Below are 16993 nucleotides of genomic sequence, written 5' to 3'. Positions count from 1 at the left end.
TACATCATCAACGCAAACGCAGCGGCGGAACGGTTGTCAGCAGCCGCGTATCGCTTGCAATCATTGAGTTCAGGAGGGTCCATTCGGAGCCCAATCATTTTGCGTGAGGCCCCTTTGGACCCGCTCGCCGTGCTGGATGGTGTATGTTTCATGGTGTGACACTGTGATTTGGCTAGTGACGGTGTGATTATGGGTTCATTTGGGCCCAATGTCAATAAATCAAAGGTCCATATGAACCCAATTGGCGATCGGCTCCGCGAAGAGCGTGTGCGACTAGGAATGAATCAAGATGAGTTCGCGGAGGCCGGCGGTGTGCAGCGCCGCGCGCAGGGCAACTACGAGCGGGGCGAGCGCGCGCCAGACGCTGACTATCTGGCACGGATTGCGGGGCGTGGCGCTGACGTGCTGTACATCGTCACTGGTGCTCGGTCGCTATCGGACGAGAACCTCGCCGCAGACTTGAAGCGCTATGGCGATGCCTGGGAAACGTTGGAATTGGCGTTGGAAAAGGTCAAACGCACGATGCCGCCAGCAAGAAAGCGCAAGGCGGCCGAAGCCCTGTATCGAGCAAGCAAGGCGCAGATGGCTGGCGTTACCCAAGAACAGCTAACCGCACTCGTCCTAGATTTGGCCGCTTAAGGAAAAGGCATGTCCAGATACGATGATCCGAACGTTCTCAACTTCTCCGGCCGTCAACCTGATCCAGCACCAGCCGGTGGCAACGCGATAAACCAAAGCGCTGATGTGCTGGCGGAGCTAAAAAGCGCGCTGGTTGACGCCGACCCGCATGGCGCAGGCGAAGCCGCTCAGAATGCATCGCGGTCAAGGTCTCAGTCCATTGTCGGTGCCGGCAACATGCAGGCGGGGCGAGACCTGCATGTCCACGAAGATCGGCAAGCTCCCCGACTGTCCGAATACATCGTGTGTCCCGCGTGTGGTTCACATATTCCGCCGCTTGCGGATATCTGCTGGAACTGCAACAACAACGTCTCGCGACACTTTGCAATTGAGCGTCAACGCATCGTGAAGCAGCGGGCTATGGTGGCCGCGACGGTCTGCTTTTGCGTATTCGGTCTTGCGTTGGGCGCATTGGAACTCGACTTGGTTCCTCAGGCCTGGCGTACGGGAGCGGGGATTATTTCCGGCGCTGCCGCCATTAGTGCGCTCATGATCGCCAGAGATATTTTGTAGGCTTGCTCTTCCACGTAGCCTGCGGCTCAGCCCCTAACAAACCGGCTGGGGCCGTGGGCGGCCGGCACCTTGACCGCCCGCGCGGCGTCGGTGTCAGCACAGAAGGAAGACAAGATGTACGAACCCGAGATTCACGTATCCAACGTTTATCACCTCAACCGCGCCAAACTTGAGAGGCCGCCTACCGATGATGTGATGGGCGTGTTGTTGCGCGAGCTATCTGATGCGCGGCCGCCCGATCAAAGGGACGGAATGCCCATCGCAGAGTGCAGCGGTGTAAGTTCCAAACCGCCCGGGCAAGTGCAGCAGGCAGAGGGGCAAGGGAACCTTCAAATCGGCACGCAAGACGGTGGCACGCAGATCGCGCACGGCAATCACAATGTGCAGATCGCGGACTTCCAGTTGATTGTGCAATTGGGGTTGAAGCCGCCGCCGCCCACGGGGCTACGCGGGGTCGCCTTCAGATTCAGGCACGTCGCCATGGTCGGCCTCTTGATCATCGCGTTCCTGTGCTGATTCAATCGTTTCCGCTTCAAAGCTGGTGGTTAATCCGCTGCCTTCAAGCTTGTGCGTAGCCTGCGAAATCAACCAGGTGATTTCCCCCATCGGAGCCTTCATCGTTGGGAAGATCACCTTTGTTTGCGGTGCCAGGTCTGGGCGGCCGTAGGCCAAATTAAACGTCAGCGTAGCGATGCCGCGTTGCAACCGTTGCCATTCGGCACGGGCGTTGTCTAGCGCGTCTTGTTCGCTGGCAAAGAGTTCTCGCATTCGTTTCGCGTTACCCACGACACCGGCCAAGACGCTACGGCGCTTGCCGCCGGTCTTGTCTTGCCAAAATGCGCGCACACCCGTGTAGGTGTCGCGATTGGAGACGTGAAACCGGAATTCGTCGCCGTCGCCACGGGACAGGGTGAGCGTGGGCATTTCCTGGCCCGTTGCCGTCCGGCCCCGCTCAATGGGCACCAACAGCAGCTTGCCGTCTTTGATAGTCGCCACGGCGTCGTAGCGCTTGCCGATGCGGTTCAGGAAGGCCACATCGCTTTCATTGGTCTGATCGATATGCGCGATCTTCACCGCCTTCATGCCGGACCCTACAACCGGTTCTAGCCCGTGGGCCTTGCCGATTGTCTGGACGATCTCCCCGATGGTGGTCTTGTGAAAGCTTCTGTCGTTGCGAGTACGCAGGGGCGATGTCAAATCCGCGCTACGGGCGCGTAGCGTTATTTGATCGGGCGGCCCGCTGTATTCCACCTCGTCCACCAGAAACGTGCCCTTGTCGATGAGACCCGTGTCTTGCCAACCCAGCAGCACGCGCAACCGGGCATTGCGCGCCGGCACCTGCAAGCGCCCGTCGTGATCATCCAGGGTGATGTCGAGTTTGTCCGCCTCACCGCCCCGGCATTCGGTGATGGACAGACTGATCAAGCGAGGCGCAAAGCGGGCGCTAATGTCTTCGCCCGCCAGCGTTACGCGCCAAGCCGGCACGGGGTAGATGTAGCCCGTCACGACAGGCCCCAATCGGCCACAGACCCATCCATGATGCCGATGGGCAACTGCAAATCGCCCAGCAGCGTACGGGCCCGGCTCGCATCCACGCGGCGCAGGTTGATCGTGAATTCCACGCGGCGGGCTTGGCCGGTGACGTAGAACAGGCTTTGATCTTCGCCTATATCCAACAGTACATAAGCGCCATAGACCGTGCCCGAGCCGTCTACCAGCATGTAGGCCTTGCCGGTTTCAGCCATGCGGCGCAGCAGTTCCAATGAGCCGGTAGAGCCGATCAGTTCCGGAGCAACCCAGCCCGATAGGGTGATGGTGTCATCGCCCGGGCCGACATATTGGTACGCAGGGGCGGCCCCCATGCGAGCATTGGAGGCGTGCCGCCAGTCAGTCTGGCGGCGCAGCGATTGATAGGCCACCGTGGGCAGGCTGAAAACGAACATTCCAAAGGCCATCATCATGGCGCAGGCTTCCTTTAATCGTCTCGGTATTGCGAACGCGCCCGGGCTTCTTTCTCGCGGTCGCGCCGGCGCAATGCCTCTTCAACCGCACGTGCCAATTGATCCGTGGACATGCCGGGCGCGGCGGTGAGGTTGATATTGATGGTGTCGCCTTGAACAACGATTTGACGGCCGCCAGGCACGGCCGATAGCGGCGCGCGGGTGTCAAAGCGCGTCTGTGCGATGAGTTGACCCCGGCTTACCTCGCCAAACGCGTCAGAATCGGCCAGGGCGGGCGAAATCGGGGCCAGGGCACCACCGATAGCCACCGATGCGGCAAGCGCCTGGGCGGCCTTTACGGCGGCGGGCTGGCCGTTGGTGATGCCTTCGGCCGCGCCTTCGGAGACGAATTCACCCATGCCCATCATGACGCGGCTAGGTGAGCGGATACCCAACTTCTCCTTGAACCAATCCACCATGCCGCCGCCGATGCCGGTGATTGCGTCCTTGATGGCGCTGCCCATGCTGGTGATACCGTTGATCAGCCCTTGCATCAACATCGTGCCGAATTCAGAGAATTTTCCGGGTAGCTCGATGCCCAGCGTCGACAGCGCGGCGGTGATGCCCTGGTACAGCAGGCCCAGGGGCGACCAGTCCATTAGCAACGTGCCCACGCCAGCCAGGCCACCGACAAAGGCGGCGTTGACCTGATCCCACATTCCGATGAACCACGTACCCAGATCGCCCCAGGCCTGCGACAGCCAAGGCATGGGGTTGATGGCTTCCAACGCCGCCATGATCGCAGTGCCCGCAGTGGAAAATGCCAACTGCACGCCCTGCCAAAGCGGAGAGAAAAACGCCTTGATGGGCTCCCAGTATCGATAGATGGCGTAGGCGCCCAGAGCAATCGCTGTGACGGCCAAGCCGATGGGATTCATCAGCAGGGTGCGCCCCAAGAAGCCCAGCGCCCGGCCCACTGCCGGCAAGGCATTGCGCGCAAGGTTCCCCAGGGCCCCGCTAAGGCCGCCGGCTTTGATGCCCAGCATCTGCAAGCCAAAGCGCACGACGACGAACGGGCCTAGGATAGCGGCTAAGGTGAGGGTTAGCGCACCCAGGCCGGCCACCACGACGGCCAGGACGGCGGCAATCCGGACAAGAGTGCTGGCAAGGGCAGGATTCTCGGCTGCCCAGCGCGACACGCCATTGACCATGCCGGTCAGGCTTTTGGTGAGCCCGCGCAGGGCCCCGTCTTGCTGCGTTTCGACTTGGATACCCAGGTCTTCCCAGGCGCTGCTAAGTTCGTCCAGATCGCCGCGCAAGTTATCGGCCATCGTGCCGGCGGTCTTGTCCGCCTCGCCCGTGGTCTGCTCGCGCAGGGTGGCGATGAACTTTTGCAGTTCGCCGTTGCCCGCCTGGCCCACAAGCACCTGTAGACCGCTGAATGCTTCCTCGCCGGCGATGTGTTTGAAGATACCCGACCGCTCGGCATTCCCCATCTGCTTGGTCTTCTCGTAAAGCTCCTGCAGGACCGCAGGCATATCCCGAAGATTGCCTTGCGCGTCGGCGGTTTTGATACCCAACTGCTCCAGCGCGTCGGCTGCGGCCTTGGGCGGGGCGGCCAGGCGGCCAAGGATCGCGCGTAGGGCCGTACCGCCCATGCTGCCCTGGATACCAGCATCCCCGAGCTTGCCGGCCATCGCGGCGACCGTCTCGATGTCCTGACCGACACCGGCGGCAACAGGCGCGACGTACTTCATTGTGTCGCCCAGCATCTGCAAGTCGGTGTTGGACCGCGTGAATGCGCCGACCAGGACATCACCAACGCGGCTCATCTTGGAGGCTTCCAAGTTAAAGCCGGTCAGGATGTTGGAGGCGATGTCGGCGGTTTGGGCCAGGTCGGTACCGCCGGCTTTGGCAAGCGACAACATGCCCGGCATCGCGTCCATGATGGCCGTGGGTTTAAAGCCTGCCATTGCAAGAAAGCCTTGCGCATCGGCGGCTTGGCCTGCGGTGAACTGCGTAGCGGCACCCAACTGACGGGCTTGCGCCCGTAGCGCCTGCATTTCGGGGCTCTCTTTGTCGAGCCGTGCCAGTGCCTGAACTTTGCTCATACTCGCATCAAAGTCCAGGCCGGGGGCCAGCATCTTGGCTCCAGCGTAGAGCGCGCCGCCGCCAGCGGCCAGGCCACCCGCACCCATACCCGCCATGCTGCCTGCGAGCGAGCGGCCACGGTTGTAGGCGTCCTTTGCGTGCGCGGCGCGCTGTTGCTGCGCGGCTACCGCCTTCAGCCGTGCGGCTTGCTGCTGCAAAGCCGAATTGGTCTGAGAGATTGACGAGCGCAACCGCCGCTCATCTTCAGACAGATTTCCAGTGGATATCCCGGCGGCGGATAGGCGACTGCGAAGCGTCTGCAACTTGTTCGCCTGATCGCTGACTTCGGATTTCAACCGACCGGCGGACGTGCGGGCCCGGTCGAAATCTCGTTGCATCTGACGCGTAGGAGTCTCTGTAGAGCGCAATGCCTGTGCAAGCTGCGCAACGCGCTGTTGCGCTGCTGCCAGTTCACCCCGCGAATTGCGAAGGCCTGCGGACAGATTGCGGAAATCTCCTACGTCGCGCTGCGCGGCATTCAAGCTGCGAAGCCGCTCGCGCAGAATTGCCAGCTCTTGGCCGGACTTGCCCGCCTGGCCCTGGATGCGCGACAGCGGCCCCGACAGCTTGTCTTGCAGGGCCGCTTGCACGCGCAGGGTAAGCGTCTTGTCCATTCCTAATCTTTGTCCGGTTGATAGCGAACGCGGGCGCGCTCGCGCCACGCGGACAGTTCGTAGGGTTCAAGGCCATCCATGTCGGCCGGTCGCCAGTGAAAGACCAGCGCTATATCGGCCATGGCTTCTTCCACTAGATCAGGTATTTGGCCCTGTCTGCCTTGGTCAACAAAAAAGAGGCTACCGCCGTGCCCAATGCCATCAGGTCAGCCGGATCAAGCCGGGCAAGTTCCAGCGGCGTGAGCATCGGCGTGCTGACGCGCGGCAGGACGGTTTGCAGTGCGATCACGTCGATCTGACCCAGGGCGATCAGCGAAACACCGCGCAGCGCGCCGGAATCGGGCTTGCGGATGGTGATGTGAGTGATCTTCTCGTCGCCGCGTTGCAGCGGTTCATCCAGCGGAACGACGCGCAGACGCGGATTTTCGAGGGGCGACGTGGTGTCGTCGGCGGCAGAGTCAGGGGTTTGGCTGGTGGTCATGGTGGTTCCGATAGAAATTAAGGGAGGAGGCGGGCGGCGTCACATGCCCAGGGCGCGGCGGAATGCCTCGCTTGTGTCCACGCCGCCGATCATGCTGATCAGGTTGAAAACATCGTGCTCGACCAGCACTTCGCCATTGATCGTTTCCTTGTAGTAAACGCAGTTCGTGGAAATCTTCCATTCGGTGTCTTCACCGACCTTGGCTTCACCACGATCAATCTCGCTGTGCCGACCACGGATCACGATTTCCACGCTATCCACTTCGCCCGTGTTGTCCCGCTGATATGCGCCCATGAAACGCAGTTGCACGCCGTCCACGGTGCTTGCACCGAGTTGCTTCAGAATTTCTTTGACGTAGCCACCGCACGTCCATTCGACTTTCAGCGCGTCATCGTCTAGACCGAAGTCGATGTGCGCCGCACCACCCATGCCACCGGCGCGGAAGGCTTCCATCTTGCGGGTGAGCTTCGGCTGGGTCAGTGACGTGGCGATGCCGGCCATCGTGTCGCCGTCCAGAAAAATATTCAGGTTCTTGAGTTTTGAGGGCATGCCCATGATGGGAACTCCAATTCAGAAAGGGAAAGGGCGGCCGTGATAGCAGACCGCCATCCGGATCAACCCGGGTCAGGCATTCACGCTTGCGGCGAATTCCATCAGGTAGCGATCCGTGATGCGCTGGTTGAAGATGATGTTCTCGGCGGGCGGCGTGGGCGTGTAGTCATAGTCAAGAGTGATTTGTCCGCTCTTGAGTGTTTCCTTGGTGTTGAAGTCCGCGTCGTACCAGGCCTTGCCGTCGATGAGGTAGCCAAGGTTCTTCCACAGGCGGAACTTGCTATTGATGCCTTCGAGGATGTCTTTCACGAGCGACGGGCTCATCGGCTTGTCCACGGCCCACATGTGAGCAAGCGCCATGGTGTCGGCGATTACCTGCGCGGTGCGCGTGTAGTTCTCAAACGGGAACAGACTTTGCGGGCCGGCGCACGTGCGGCTACCCCAGAAGCGATGGCCGGTGCTTTGAATGAGGGTGGTGATGTCCTTGGCGTTCAGATAGCCGGCATCGGTGGACGGCTCTTGCAAATCCCAATACACGTCTTTGCTGATGCCGGAAACGCCGTTGACCGCGACGTTGGACAGCGTCTTGTGCCAACCAATCTGGTTGTCGATCTTGGCGCGCAGACCCAGGGCGGCGGCCGATGCCCAAATGCGGGCCTCGGCGTTCTTGGCGGTGTCCCAGGAAACGAAATCGGGCCAAATCAACATGAGTTCGCGGGCGCTGAAGGTCTCGCGGTAGGCGGCCACGTCTTCTTTGGTCTCGCAGTTCCAGGCACCGGCGTAGGCAAAGCCGCGCAGCTTCTGCGCGATGATCGCCAGTTCCGCTGTCACGGCGGCGGTTTCCAGGCCAGGCGCACCCAAGATGCGCGGCTTGACCATGGGGCCGCTGGATTGGGCCGCAAGCAGGGCTTGCAGGCCGGTGTAGCGGCCGCCTACCGTGCCGCCAATCACATTGGACGTGGTTTCCGCTTCGGTTGCCCCTTCGGCCACGCGCACGATCACGGTTGCGGCGTTGGCCTGGTCGGCAATGGCCTTGAGCGACCGCGCCAAGGTGCCCTTGATCCCGGCTTTGTCCAGCGCGCGTTGGACGTTGGTCAGCAACACCGGGCGATTCAACGGGAACGCCACGGGGTCGGCATCCTCTGCGGTCCCGACCATGCCAATAATGGCGGTGTCGATGGTACGGATAGGGCGTGTGCCGTCATCAAGTTCGAAGACGCGCACGCCGTGATGATAGGAATCGGCGGCCATAGGAATACCCTCAGAAGGTGGTCAAGTTGCCCGCGTTCTTCTTGCGGGGAATAGACCAAAGTCTGAGGGTTTGACATCGCGCGCGCACGGGCTTGATGTTGTGCATGGCGCATGCACAACATAGCGATGGTGAGCGGCCCCGGTTACGAAGTGCCGGCCATCGTCAATATCTGAAGCGTCTCCGGCATCGCGTCAAGAACCAACTGAAGTTCAGGATCAACACGCATGCCTTGGTGCGCCGCCACGAAGGTTCCGTCTTCTTCGTATATCCAGCCCTCGCGGGGCTGCGGCGCGGTGTCTGTCACATCAACCAACACCACGCCGGGTCCAAGGTTGGGCATTACGTCGCATTGAAATTTCCAATGCACCACACCGCCGACAATTTGCACAAGGGTTTTCATCCGATCAGCTCCAATACGATTTTTCCCGATGCACCAGCCGCGCCAACGGCAAACCCGTTGGTAGGGCCATTGGCACCACCGCCACCACCGCCACCGCCACCCGAATTGGGCGTTGGGTTGCCGCCGGGGTTCCCTGCGGATAGCCGCTGACCGGAGCGCGCGCCGCCCACGCCGCCGCCGCCAAAAGGTGTGCTTCCTCCTGTGCCGCCGTTTGCCGCGATGGCATTGACGGCTAGCGAAGTGCCCGCGTAGATTTCGCCGGTGCCTGCCCCGCCGGCCGACGCCCCTAGACCGCCTCCTGCACCACCAAACCCGCGCGCTTGTGGGTTCGTTCCCCCGGCGCCTTGTCCACCGCCGCCGCCATTGGCGGATGCCAGATCACCGAGAGAGGTGATTCCGCCAGCGCTGCCGGATGCCGCGACATTACCGCTAAATGTGGTCCCGCCAGCGCCACCAGCGCCGACAATGCAGTTAAGCGTCGCAGCGAGCGGCAAGACTATCTCGCCCGTCTTGTATTCGCCGGCACCACCGCCACCACCACCACCGCCAGAGAAGTCGGGATTCTGATAGCTCTGCGAGCCGCCGCCAGTCGAGCCCGCACCGCCGCCGCCGCCACCGCCAACGATTTGGAACTTCACCAGCTTGCCCCGCCATTCGGGTGGAATCGGCACTGCGCCAGTTTGGGTTATGACGATGGAAGAGGCGCGCACTCGCACATTCAGAAGTTCGCGCACCGCTTCGACGGTCAAGGCCTTAACCGGATTGTCGCCATCACCGACAACAAAGCAGTTCGGCGAGATTGCCTTTATCTTGAGGTCGATGTCCGTACGGCCGTCGAACAAAACGGCATCGGCCTGCATCGGCCCCGTCACCCTGATCTTGCGACCCGGGGACAGCATAGCCGCCGCCTTGGCGGTGTCGTCTTTGCCAAGACGTGTCAGCAAACCTTCGTCAACATACTTGCGTGTCGCCAGCACAACGGCCGGGTCAATTTTGGGCGTGAAAGCGGCGGTACTTGCGACCATGATGACCATGCGAACCACCTGCGTGCGGCCCGACCCTTCGGCCAACAGCGGCTTGTAAGTCGGCGGGCAGTTGGATACGGCCACCATGTCGCCGTCATCGTCGTACAGGCCCCATTCGCGAATCCACTTGCCGCCTTCCGTCTCCGGAATGACTTGTTCCGCAACAAGATAGTTGGGGTTGTCCGAATGCACATACAGTTGGTTTAACGGGGCACGCCGCCATTCGCCGATCAGGCGAGATTGTTCACGGTCGGGGGTAGGGGTGATGCCGCCGCCGTCACCAACGGCCAGATGCGTAAGCTTCAAAGTGCCGCCCAACGCCATGGCATTGGCCTGCTTGGCTTCGCCGACTTTAGTGAGAATTCCGAAATAGGTTGCGCTCATGGGTATACCGTCATGGTGTCAATAAGGTGCTCGCGCACGCCGTAGGGGATCACGGTCTGCACGTCGATGCGTTCGGGTTGGTAGGGGTATACGGTCAATTCGTCGCCGTCATAGGCGGCGATGGCGTGATTCAGTTCTGCGCGCACTTCCAGACTGATGGCTAGACCCGTCATGTGCTGACTCAGGCGCTTGGCGTCATCGATGAGGCGCTCCAGTTCGGCATACATGGCCTCGGTGATGCCCGTGTCGAGTACACCAATGGAGAGCATGAACGTGCCACGTTGGCCCTCGGGCTTCATCTGCCACCACTCGATGACCTCTAGCAGATAGCCCAGCGGTTCCACCACGCGCCGCAATGCGCCTATCGTTCCCTTGCGCTTGTGAACAAAGAACGCGTTCGCGATGGCCCGCCGCTTGGCGGCCTCCGTCCAGTTGTCGTTCCAGCGATCTACGGAGCGCTCCCAGGCCAGCCAGGTCAAGAGGTGTTGTGGGCACGTCGATGCGCGCCGCAGACGCCGGACCGGGACAGGCACATCCTCGACATCCGCGCACGCTACGGCCAGGCGGCGTTCTAGCGGCGTCGCGTTGGCGGGCAACAGGTCGCGTTTGTCAGCCATCTAGAGGATCACCCGCAATGGATACGGTAAGGTCCAGACACGTCGCGGCCTGGGTCGCATCCAACAAGATGTCATCGGCCGGTTCCAGCAAGTCAAGGTGATCGACGCCTTCCACATGCAAGGCGTGAATAATGGCGGATCGCCATACAGACTTTCCTTGACGGCGGGAGCGATGAACGTAGGCATTACCGCCTTTCATTGACGTCTCAAGCGCGACGGCGCCGCCTGGGCCATCGCCCTTAAGGTGCAGCACAGCCCGAACGCTATAGGTGACGATCTTCGATGATTGCACCGCAAGACGGTCTCCCATTGGGCGAACGTCTTCATCGTTGAGCGCAGCGGTTACAGCAGAGAGAATTTCGGCGCTGGCTTGGCCGTGCCCCTCGCGAGACAGGACGGACACCACGATGTCGCAAGGTTGAGGACTGATCGCCGACACGTCCGCGACCTGGCCGTGAGCGGATCGGGCATGGAATTGATATGCGCCACGGGGGCCCGCAGTCGATAGCCCTTCCCAGGCAAGCTGCGCGCGAAACCGAAGGTCTTCATCGTCTTCCACGACAGCGGCCACAGGCGGCACCGCCAGCGGGTCGGCCGGTCGGATGATGAGCCGATAGACGCCGTACTCAGCCGCGACGTGTTCAAGGTCCGCGCCCCGCGCGAATGCCAGCAGCACGGCGCGTGCCCCTTCGTTGACGCGCTGGCGGAATGTGATTTCACGCTCTGCATTTTCTTGCAACAGAATCGTCATTGGCTCTGATTCGAGCGCTAACGCCTTGGCTACGGCGTCACGGTCTTCGGTGGCAAACAGGGAGATCAAGCGGGCCTTACGCGTCTCCAACACCCGCTCATAGTTCAGCGGTTCCACCACGTCAGGGGGAGGCAGCAAGGAAAGATCGATGGGTTGGGATACGGCGTTCACGCGCTACGCTCCAAGGGACGTATTGACGGTGACGGGGCGCAGATTGCCATCGTCAGACAGTTCGTCGGCTTCGATGGTGATTTCAAGGCCGCCCAAGGCATCGGTCAGGATGCGCGCAGATACGCGGCGCACGACAAGGCGCGGCTCCCACGCGGCCAATGCGGTAGCCGCGGCGGCGTATAGCTGCACCAGCGCCATCGGATTGCTGGGCGCGTCCACCAGGCTCGGGCCGACGCTGCCAAAAGGGCGACGGCGTAGACGCGTGCCGATAGCGGTGGTCAGAATCTTGCCAACCGATTGGCGAAGGTGCTGGCGCGAGGTGATGCGCGACCCTGTGGCGGCGTCCATCCCAAGATAGGTCATTTCAACGGCTCCGAAGTCGGGGCATTCAAGCCTTCGGTGCGGTGCTTGTGCAGGTCAAGAATCACGCCGTTGGAAGACAGCTCGCCGTTCTTGTGGCGGAAATCTCCCTCGATGCTGGTGTTGTTGCCTCGGCCGTTCGTGCCTGCCATGCCGCCCTGATAGGTCAGCAAATCCTCGATCACCACCTTGCCTTTGAAGACCGTCAGGGGGCACGTCCATTCAGTCATTTCCGTGACTGTCAGTCGGGCGGTCTTGATGCCCGTGGCGTTCAACGCGCCGGCGGCGTGGTCATAGACGATACGCGCACCATCGGGATATACGGTGACGTGTTCATTCGGGCTGGTGCTAGGGGCCGGGTTGCTGCGGCTGTTCAGGCCGGCCAGGGCGTAGCCGGCGGCCGTGTCTCCGCCAAGGCAGAAGGCAATGACCTGCTCGCCGGGCGTGGGCGGGTTCCACGTTTTGGTGGTGCCTGCCCGCAGTTCGATCCATTGCATCCAGCCCGATTCCCAGGCCCCATCCCGAACACGCACGCATGGCGTGTCGGCGGTCAGGTCCACGGCGAATACCGTGCCCGTGCGGATGAGGTTGGCGATAAGGCGAAGGGCTTCAGCGACGTTTTCCATGCCGCCTATGTTGGCGGCTTACCCTCGCGCGCGCACGGGCAGAATGTTGTGCAAGCCGCTACGACAAGGAAGGCCCGGCCAGGTGTTCAGCCAGGGTGTCGCGGATTAGTTCGATATCCGGCTGGGTGAATCCCAATAGCTCGCGTTGCGCATACCGCACGTCGGCCATGCCAGCGGCAGGACGATCATTTAGCCCGCGCTGGTGGACGCGGGCGATGCGGGCCACGCGTCCGAAGAATCCAACGGTCACGCCGTCTGCGGCCGCCTGCACGCGCAAATGCCGTGTAGTGCGAAGCTTCGTGAACATGGCGCGGCGCTTGATACGCCCTTTCTTGCCTCGCAAGTTCTTGCGCACGCGGCGCGGCGCGTACGCGGTCCCATCTGGGTTGCGCTGCGCCGCAATGCGCTGCATCTGGTTGCGGCGTAAGGCCTGGCCCACTTTGGCGTTTACCTTGCGTTGCTCGGCTGGCGACAGGCGAGCCAACAGCGCCGCCGCCCAGTCTTCGACTTGGGTGAGGGGATCAGACATCAGGCGTTGCCTACGGGATAGGCCAACGTGGCGATTTGCTGATCTTCCAGATAGACCGGCAGGCGCGGACCTTCTGCCGGCAGGAAGTTATGCGGTGGCTCCTTTAGATGTTCGACGGTCAAGCGCTGCCCGGGAACTTCGTGCACGATGACACGTTCAGTCAACTGCACGTTGATCTCGATATCGACAGTTTCGTTGTTGTTTAGGTCGACTTCAAAGACGATGGCCTCTTCGCGCCGTTGCGTGTTCTCGAATAGCTCGGGCTGGTTTACGCGCAACCAGGCGAGCAACGGAAGAAGGATGGCATCGGCCTGGCCCGCATAGTCCGTCACGATCATGGTGAGCGTGAAACGGTATTCATGCGATAGGCCGGGGGTGCCGCTGGCGACAATGCGGCCCTTGTCGATGAACACGTGCAGGCGGTCGGGCTCGGCCCGTAGAAAGTCATTGGCCGTGAATAGGAATTCACGCAATTCAGTGGCCTTGCGCATTACGGTCCTCTTCTTGGCAACGAATGATGGCATCCACCTTGGCGGCGCAGAGTGCCCAGGCGCCTTCAAGGCGCTCGATCACCAGATTCAGATCGCCGTTCCATTGCGGGCGTTCGGCCGGCAGGGTGCAAGGTGCCACGGCCGGACACGTAGTCGGCGTACTCGTCAGCACCAGTGATGGCCGGGCGGGCGCGCATCCCTGCAATGTCAGTAGGCAACAAAGTACGAGCCCAATCACGAATTTCCGACACTTCATTTTGCAACGCTCCTATCTCAATTTCGCGCGCGCTAAGTCCTGCACGAAGTTCGTCTTGCTTGGTCTGTAGATTGATCGTGCTGACGGCCACTTTCGCGGCAGCATCGGCAGCCAGGCGTGCACTAGCCGCCGCTTGATCGGCGACGGACTTGTAGCCGTTGATCGCCTCTTTGTAGGCCGTTACCGTTCCTTGTTGGATCCACAGAATCGCCAGTAGGACGAGGCAAGTAATCAGCGGGGCGAAGCGAGCTAGCCAGGCGTTCATGCAGTCACCTTGTTTTCTTGGGTGTGACGTTCGTAGGCGCGCGCCAGCTTCACGTCATACAGGTTGTCGGCATAGGCGGGGCCGTTGTAGCCACGGGCGAAGGCCGCCCACTTGCGAGCCGCCAGCGCCTTGTGCAGTGCTGGGTCTGCCAAGACAAAGCGCGTGAAGGCTTCCAGATGGTCCCCTTCGCTGCGCCGCATGCACGCTACGAAATCATCGACAGAGGGATATCCCAGGTATTGCCAGTGGTAGCCCATGACCTGAAACGCTCCCCAACTGGCCGATTCCAACGCGGCCGGCGCGCTGATTTCCGTTGCGGTGGCCAGGCGTCGATACTCGGCTGCGCCGCCGGCATAACCGCCGCGCGTCCGGTTGACGATGCCGGGAAGGCGTAAGGCCAGGGGGGCTGCGTCGATTCCGTGTTGTTCCAGTTGGCGATAGAACACGTGGCGCTCGAAAAGAATGACCGGGCGACCATCGGGCAAGAATCCTGGGCCGTTGGCCTCGACTTCGTTGACGGCTTTGATGGTCGCGACCGACACGCCAAGCAGACCGGCGGCACGGGTCAGATCGGCTTCTTTTAGGAGACGGCTCAAATCCAGGCCGGCCAGGGCGGCGGCGGTCTTTGGGCCGTAGATGCCATCTTCGACCAGGCGCGCGGCGCGCTGCACTGCCGTGACGGCTTGGCGGGTTGCGTCGTCGTAGACGTGGGTACGCGGTACGGCGTGGCCTTTGGCGGCAAGCATCGTTTGAAGGTCGGCAACGCCTTGGCCGCGTGCGCCAATTCTCAGGATTTCAGCCATTTTTTCAACCTCGAAAGAACTGCGCGATGTTGCCGCGAGCGGCCCAAATCGCAGCGCAGATGAGCAGGGTAAGGATCAGTTCTGACACTGCCGGCGCGCTGCTCATCAGCAACAAGTCGAGCGCGCGACAGGCCAGCACACCGACAAGCAGGCACGCAACGAGGGACACGGCAGGCCGGTGCCGCGCGCCGTTGGGTCTGTACCAAAGGATGCGGCCGGCGGATGCCGCGTACAGAATCGCGCAGAGCATGGCCACGGGCGAAAGCGCGGGAAAGTGTTCAGCGGGAATCATTGCGGCCCCCAAGAAGCTTGAGTAGTCCTGCGCGTAGTTGGGACGGGTCGAAGTCCGGTGCCATGGCGATGACCTTCAGCGCCACAGGGACGATAACCAGCGCAACGAAGAGCGCCGGAAAGAAGGATTCCTTGGCCCACTCGCGAGCGATGAATTCGCCCGCGCCACCGTAGCCGCACAGGGCAGAGAAGATGAACGACAGGAACCGCTTCCAGGCGGAAATGTCCTTTTTGGTGCTTGCCACCAGCGCCGCGCCCATGACGGCGCCAAAAGCCGCATTGGCGTCAACCAGCGGCAACAGCGTCGCGAGCGCCAAGCCGGATGCCAGTGTTGTACCTGCGGCGGTGATGGTCGATGGTTCGGCCATGATGTTCAGTCCCATAGTTTGAGGGTGGGTGTAGGGGCCGGCGTGCGGGCGACATCGGGCAGTTCGACCAGCAGCCCATGCGGCAATATCGGGCCGTTGTCAGCCAGGCCGGGATTCAGTTCCAGGGTTTGTTCAACCACATCGCGCGTAGCCTTCAAGTGCCGCCAGCACAGCGCGTCTACCGTGTCATGTTGTTCGGCGCGAACTTTCATCAGACAAGATCCACCGTGCAGCGCGAACGTCCCACCAGCGCGGCAATCGCCCAGGCGGCATTGCGGCGCTGTTCGTCCGGCGTGGCGTCCAGCCATTCGGCCTTTTTTTGGCCCGCGCCCGTAAGGTCGAAATCAGCCATCCTTTCGACCAAATCGGCTTTGGTGTAGGCATATACGGCGCGTAAGTAGGAATGCTCGGCCACGCTCGCGCCGTCCACCTTCGGCCCAGGCACTGCGGAAAGCGTGGCGAAGCCTTCGGCCTGGCGGAGCAGTCGCCAGGCTGTAACGTCGCGCGCGACTTCGATGATCGCGGCGATCAGCGCATGTCGAACGCGCTCATCTGTGACGGTGCCGTCCAATCGCAGCGTCTTGCGGGCGGCAGACACCTTCACGTCGGGCCAGAATCCATCGTTGGTGATGGTGTCGTTTGCGGCGACAGGGGCGGGCTGATTGGCAATGAAGGACATGGCGGTACTCATGAATCGGCGGTGGGCGGGCTTCGGGTTGGGCCAATGGCCGCCGTCAGCCCGCGCCGCCGTGCGCTTTGGGGGCACTCGGTTAGCCGGCGGCGGTTGCCTCGGCCTTTTTGATCGTTCGTTCGAGCTGTTCAATGTCCTTCTTCGCGCCAACCTTGTCGTGCAGCGATACCGCGCGCTTAAGTTGTGCCAGCGCCGCGCGCACCATTTCCAACCGTTGACCGATCGGATCGGGGCCCGCCAGCGCCGCCAGGGTGTCGCCCATGGCGCGGTGCAGCTTGGCGCGGGCCTGATCGGGGGCATCCTGGCCTTCGACCAGTACGGCCAGCATTTGCAGCGCGCCTAACGTGGTCACGTCGTGCGGCACGCGGCCGGCCAGCACCGCATCGCCCACCTCGTCAAGCAGTAGCGTGCCAACCGTGCGGTTGTATCGCTCGGGCAGAGCCAACCCGTGCTTGATGACATAGCCCGCCAGTTCCAGGCCGCGCGCAAGTTCGCACACGTCCAGGTGCCATACCATCAGCGTGGTGACGATCTCGTCCTGGCCGCCCGCATCGGCCGCCAAGACGCCATCCAGATAGTCGCGGTACTTGGGCAGCATTTCAGCTTTGGCGCTGATCTTGCGTTCCAAGGACTGGATATCTTTCAGGCGGCGCATGTCATCCACCAGGGCGGACATCATGAGGCCGTACACGCCTGCCGCCGGGCTGGGTTCGGCGCTGTGGTAGGCGCTGGCGGCAGTGGCGGCCAGCACCGTCATGCGGTGACGCTGTGCGGGGCTGGGCAT

The 16993-nt window shown here is 61.9% G+C and carries 25 protein-coding genes; 3 read left to right on the top strand and 22 right to left on the bottom strand.

Annotated features, from left to right (window positions below; all coding sequences use genetic code 11):
- Window positions 1-189 precede the first annotated feature (189 nt).
- From A9974_RS08190 to A9974_RS08180, 3 genes are all read left to right on the top strand, one after another.
- The gene (locus tag A9974_RS08190; protein WP_370539597.1) at window positions 190-639 is read left to right on the top strand and encodes a helix-turn-helix domain-containing protein; all 450 of its coding nucleotides are present in this window, start codon (window positions 190-192) and stop codon (window positions 637-639) included.
- A gap of 9 nt (window positions 640-648) precedes the next feature.
- Window positions 649-1191 (top strand): hypothetical protein, encoded by a 543-nt coding sequence (locus A9974_RS08185; protein ID WP_183003588.1) that lies wholly within the window; start codon window positions 649-651, stop codon window positions 1189-1191.
- A 114-nt stretch (window positions 1192-1305) separates the two neighbouring features.
- Entirely contained in the window at window positions 1306-1707 is a 402-nt protein-coding gene (locus A9974_RS08180) for a hypothetical protein (protein WP_183003587.1), read from the top strand.
- Here the strand turns inward: A9974_RS08180 and A9974_RS08175 are convergent.
- From A9974_RS08175 to gpM, 22 genes are all read right to left on the bottom strand, one after another.
- Entirely contained in the window at window positions 1636-2697 is a 1062-nt protein-coding gene (locus tag A9974_RS08175) for a contractile injection system protein, VgrG/Pvc8 family (RefSeq protein ID WP_370539596.1), read from the bottom strand. The genes A9974_RS08180 and A9974_RS08175 overlap by 72 nt on opposite strands.
- The gene (locus tag A9974_RS08170; protein WP_255468077.1) at window positions 2694-3134 is read right to left on the bottom strand and encodes a phage tail protein; all 441 of its coding nucleotides are present in this window, start codon (window positions 3132-3134) and stop codon (window positions 2694-2696) included. The genes A9974_RS08175 and A9974_RS08170 overlap by 4 nt, the downstream gene beginning before the upstream one ends.
- Window positions 3135-3166: 32 nt before the next feature.
- Entirely contained in the window at window positions 3167-5896 is a 2730-nt protein-coding gene (locus A9974_RS08165; protein ID WP_183003585.1) for a phage tail tape measure protein, read from the bottom strand.
- Window positions 5897-5898: 2 nt separating this feature from the next.
- The gene (locus A9974_RS08160; RefSeq protein WP_183003584.1) at window positions 5899-6018 is read right to left on the bottom strand and encodes a GpE family phage tail protein; all 120 of its coding nucleotides are present in this window, start codon (window positions 6016-6018) and stop codon (window positions 5899-5901) included.
- A gap of 11 nt (window positions 6019-6029) precedes the next feature.
- Window positions 6030-6377 carry a phage tail assembly protein gene (locus A9974_RS08155; protein ID WP_183003583.1) on the bottom strand — a complete coding sequence of 116 codons (348 nt, stop codon included), beginning with the start codon at window positions 6375-6377 and terminating at the stop codon, window positions 6030-6032.
- A gap of 39 nt (window positions 6378-6416) precedes the next feature.
- Window positions 6417-6932 (bottom strand): phage major tail tube protein, encoded by a 516-nt coding sequence (locus A9974_RS08150; RefSeq protein WP_183003582.1) that lies wholly within the window; start codon window positions 6930-6932, stop codon window positions 6417-6419.
- A 69-nt stretch (window positions 6933-7001) separates the two neighbouring features.
- Entirely contained in the window at window positions 7002-8180 is a 1179-nt protein-coding gene (locus A9974_RS08145) for a phage tail sheath protein (protein ID WP_183003581.1), read from the bottom strand.
- Between the two features lie 143 nt (window positions 8181-8323).
- Window positions 8324-8581, bottom strand: coding sequence for a hypothetical protein (locus tag A9974_RS08140; protein ID WP_183003580.1), 258 nt, complete (start codon window positions 8579-8581; stop codon window positions 8324-8326).
- Window positions 8578-9990, bottom strand: coding sequence for a phage tail protein (locus A9974_RS29430; protein WP_255468076.1), 1413 nt, complete (start codon window positions 9988-9990; stop codon window positions 8578-8580). Before A9974_RS29430 ends, A9974_RS08140 begins: the two co-directional genes overlap by 4 nt.
- Window positions 9987-10607, bottom strand: coding sequence for a phage tail protein I (locus tag A9974_RS08130; RefSeq protein ID WP_183003579.1), 621 nt, complete (start codon window positions 10605-10607; stop codon window positions 9987-9989). Before A9974_RS08130 ends, A9974_RS29430 begins: the two co-directional genes overlap by 4 nt.
- Window positions 10600-11529 (bottom strand): baseplate J/gp47 family protein, encoded by a 930-nt coding sequence (locus A9974_RS08125; RefSeq protein ID WP_183003578.1) that lies wholly within the window; start codon window positions 11527-11529, stop codon window positions 10600-10602. The genes A9974_RS08130 and A9974_RS08125 overlap by 8 nt, the downstream gene beginning before the upstream one ends.
- Window positions 11530-11532: 3 nt before the next feature.
- A complete protein-coding gene (locus A9974_RS08120) occupies window positions 11533-11892 on the bottom strand; it encodes a GPW/gp25 family protein (protein WP_255468075.1) in 360 nt (119 codons plus the stop codon).
- Complete coding sequence (locus A9974_RS08115) at window positions 11889-12515, bottom strand: phage baseplate assembly protein V (protein WP_220805875.1); 627 nt, start codon at window positions 12513-12515, stop codon at window positions 11889-11891. Before A9974_RS08115 ends, A9974_RS08120 begins: the two co-directional genes overlap by 4 nt.
- A 58-nt stretch (window positions 12516-12573) precedes the next feature.
- Window positions 12574-13044: a phage virion morphogenesis protein gene (locus A9974_RS08110; protein ID WP_183003577.1), complete on the bottom strand. Its 471-nt coding sequence runs from the start codon at window positions 13042-13044 to the stop codon at window positions 12574-12576.
- Complete coding sequence (locus A9974_RS08105; protein WP_183003576.1) at window positions 13044-13535, bottom strand: phage tail protein; 492 nt, start codon at window positions 13533-13535, stop codon at window positions 13044-13046. The genes A9974_RS08110 and A9974_RS08105 overlap by 1 nt, the downstream gene beginning before the upstream one ends.
- Window positions 13519-13791, bottom strand: coding sequence for an Rz1-like lysis system protein LysC (gene lysC / locus A9974_RS29645; RefSeq protein WP_220805874.1), 273 nt, complete (start codon window positions 13789-13791; stop codon window positions 13519-13521). The genes A9974_RS08105 and lysC overlap by 17 nt, the downstream gene beginning before the upstream one ends.
- Before the next feature lie 261 nt (window positions 13792-14052).
- Entirely contained in the window at window positions 14053-14859 is an 807-nt protein-coding gene (locus A9974_RS08095) for an N-acetylmuramidase family protein (RefSeq protein ID WP_183003574.1), read from the bottom strand.
- Window positions 14860-14863: 4 nt separating this feature from the next.
- Complete coding sequence (locus A9974_RS08090) at window positions 14864-15151, bottom strand: phage holin family protein (protein WP_183003573.1); 288 nt, start codon at window positions 15149-15151, stop codon at window positions 14864-14866.
- On the bottom strand, window positions 15138-15518 hold the full coding sequence (locus tag A9974_RS08085; RefSeq protein ID WP_183003572.1) for a putative holin: 381 nt from the start codon (window positions 15516-15518) through the stop codon (window positions 15138-15140). Before A9974_RS08085 ends, A9974_RS08090 begins: the two co-directional genes overlap by 14 nt.
- A gap of 5 nt (window positions 15519-15523) precedes the next feature.
- On the bottom strand, window positions 15524-15730 hold the full coding sequence (locus A9974_RS08080) for a tail protein X (protein WP_183003571.1): 207 nt from the start codon (window positions 15728-15730) through the stop codon (window positions 15524-15526).
- Window positions 15730-16197, bottom strand: a complete 468-nt coding sequence (locus tag A9974_RS08075) for a head completion/stabilization protein (RefSeq protein ID WP_183003570.1) — start codon at window positions 16195-16197, stop codon at window positions 15730-15732. The genes A9974_RS08080 and A9974_RS08075 overlap by 1 nt, the downstream gene beginning before the upstream one ends.
- 91 nt (window positions 16198-16288) lie before the next feature.
- Entirely contained in the window at window positions 16289-16993 is a 705-nt protein-coding gene (gpM, locus tag A9974_RS08070; protein ID WP_183003569.1) for a phage terminase small subunit, read from the bottom strand.

This window comes from Achromobacter sp. UMC71, from assembly GCF_014170305.1.
GTDB lineage: Bacteria > Pseudomonadota > Gammaproteobacteria > Burkholderiales > Burkholderiaceae_B > Achromobacter.
Note: the sequence above shows the minus strand (reverse complement) of the source record. Positions and strands in the feature narration are given on the sequence as shown.

Bases quoted from the DNA above. Each gene is read 5' to 3' on its own strand.
- A9974_RS08190 (WP_370539597.1), top strand. From the start codon at position 190: ATGGGTTCATTTGGGCCCAATGTCAATAAATCAAAGGTCCATATGAAC.
- A9974_RS08185 (WP_183003588.1), top strand. From the start codon at position 649: ATGTCCAGATACGATGATCCGAACGTTCTCAACTTCTCCGGCCGTCAA.
- A9974_RS08180 (WP_183003587.1), top strand. From the start codon at position 1,306: ATGTACGAACCCGAGATTCACGTATCCAACGTTTATCACCTCAACCGC.
- A9974_RS08170 (WP_255468077.1), bottom strand. From the start codon at position 3,134: ATGTTCGTTTTCAGCCTGCCCACGGTGGCCTATCAATCGCTGCGCCGC.
- A9974_RS08165 (WP_183003585.1), bottom strand. From the start codon at position 5,896: ATGGACAAGACGCTTACCCTGCGCGTGCAAGCGGCCCTGCAAGACAAG.
- A9974_RS08160 (WP_183003584.1), bottom strand. From the start codon at position 6,018: ATGGCCGATATAGCGCTGGTCTTTCACTGGCGACCGGCCGACATGGAT.
- A9974_RS08155 (WP_183003583.1), bottom strand. From the start codon at position 6,377: ATGACCACCAGCCAAACCCCTGACTCTGCCGCCGACGACACCACGTCG.
- A9974_RS08150 (WP_183003582.1), bottom strand. From the start codon at position 6,932: ATGGGCATGCCCTCAAAACTCAAGAACCTGAATATTTTTCTGGACGGC.
- A9974_RS08145 (WP_183003581.1), bottom strand. From the start codon at position 8,180: ATGGCCGCCGATTCCTATCATCACGGCGTGCGCGTCTTCGAACTTGAT.
- A9974_RS08140 (WP_183003580.1), bottom strand. From the start codon at position 8,581: ATGAAAACCCTTGTGCAAATTGTCGGCGGTGTGGTGCATTGGAAATTT.
- A9974_RS29430 (WP_255468076.1), bottom strand. From the start codon at position 9,990: ATGAGCGCAACCTATTTCGGAATTCTCACTAAAGTCGGCGAAGCCAAG.
- A9974_RS08130 (WP_183003579.1), bottom strand. From the start codon at position 10,607: ATGGCTGACAAACGCGACCTGTTGCCCGCCAACGCGACGCCGCTAGAA.
- A9974_RS08120 (WP_255468075.1), bottom strand. From the start codon at position 11,892: ATGACCTATCTTGGGATGGACGCCGCCACAGGGTCGCGCATCACCTCG.
- A9974_RS08115 (WP_220805875.1), bottom strand. From the start codon at position 12,515: ATGGAAAACGTCGCTGAAGCCCTTCGCCTTATCGCCAACCTCATCCGC.
- A9974_RS08110 (WP_183003577.1), bottom strand. From the start codon at position 13,044: ATGTCTGATCCCCTCACCCAAGTCGAAGACTGGGCGGCGGCGCTGTTG.
- A9974_RS08105 (WP_183003576.1), bottom strand. From the start codon at position 13,535: ATGCGCAAGGCCACTGAATTGCGTGAATTCCTATTCACGGCCAATGAC.
- lysC (WP_220805874.1), bottom strand. From the start codon at position 13,791: ATGAAGTGTCGGAAATTCGTGATTGGGCTCGTACTTTGTTGCCTACTG.
- A9974_RS08095 (WP_183003574.1), bottom strand. From the start codon at position 14,859: ATGGCTGAAATCCTGAGAATTGGCGCACGCGGCCAAGGCGTTGCCGAC.
- A9974_RS08090 (WP_183003573.1), bottom strand. From the start codon at position 15,151: ATGATTCCCGCTGAACACTTTCCCGCGCTTTCGCCCGTGGCCATGCTC.
- A9974_RS08085 (WP_183003572.1), bottom strand. From the start codon at position 15,518: ATGGCCGAACCATCGACCATCACCGCCGCAGGTACAACACTGGCATCC.
- A9974_RS08080 (WP_183003571.1), bottom strand. From the start codon at position 15,730: ATGAAAGTTCGCGCCGAACAACATGACACGGTAGACGCGCTGTGCTGG.
- A9974_RS08075 (WP_183003570.1), bottom strand. From the start codon at position 16,197: ATGTCCTTCATTGCCAATCAGCCCGCCCCTGTCGCCGCAAACGACACC.
- gpM (WP_183003569.1), bottom strand. From the start codon at position 16,993: ATGCCCAGCCCCGCACAGCGTCACCGCATGACGGTGCTGGCCGCCACT.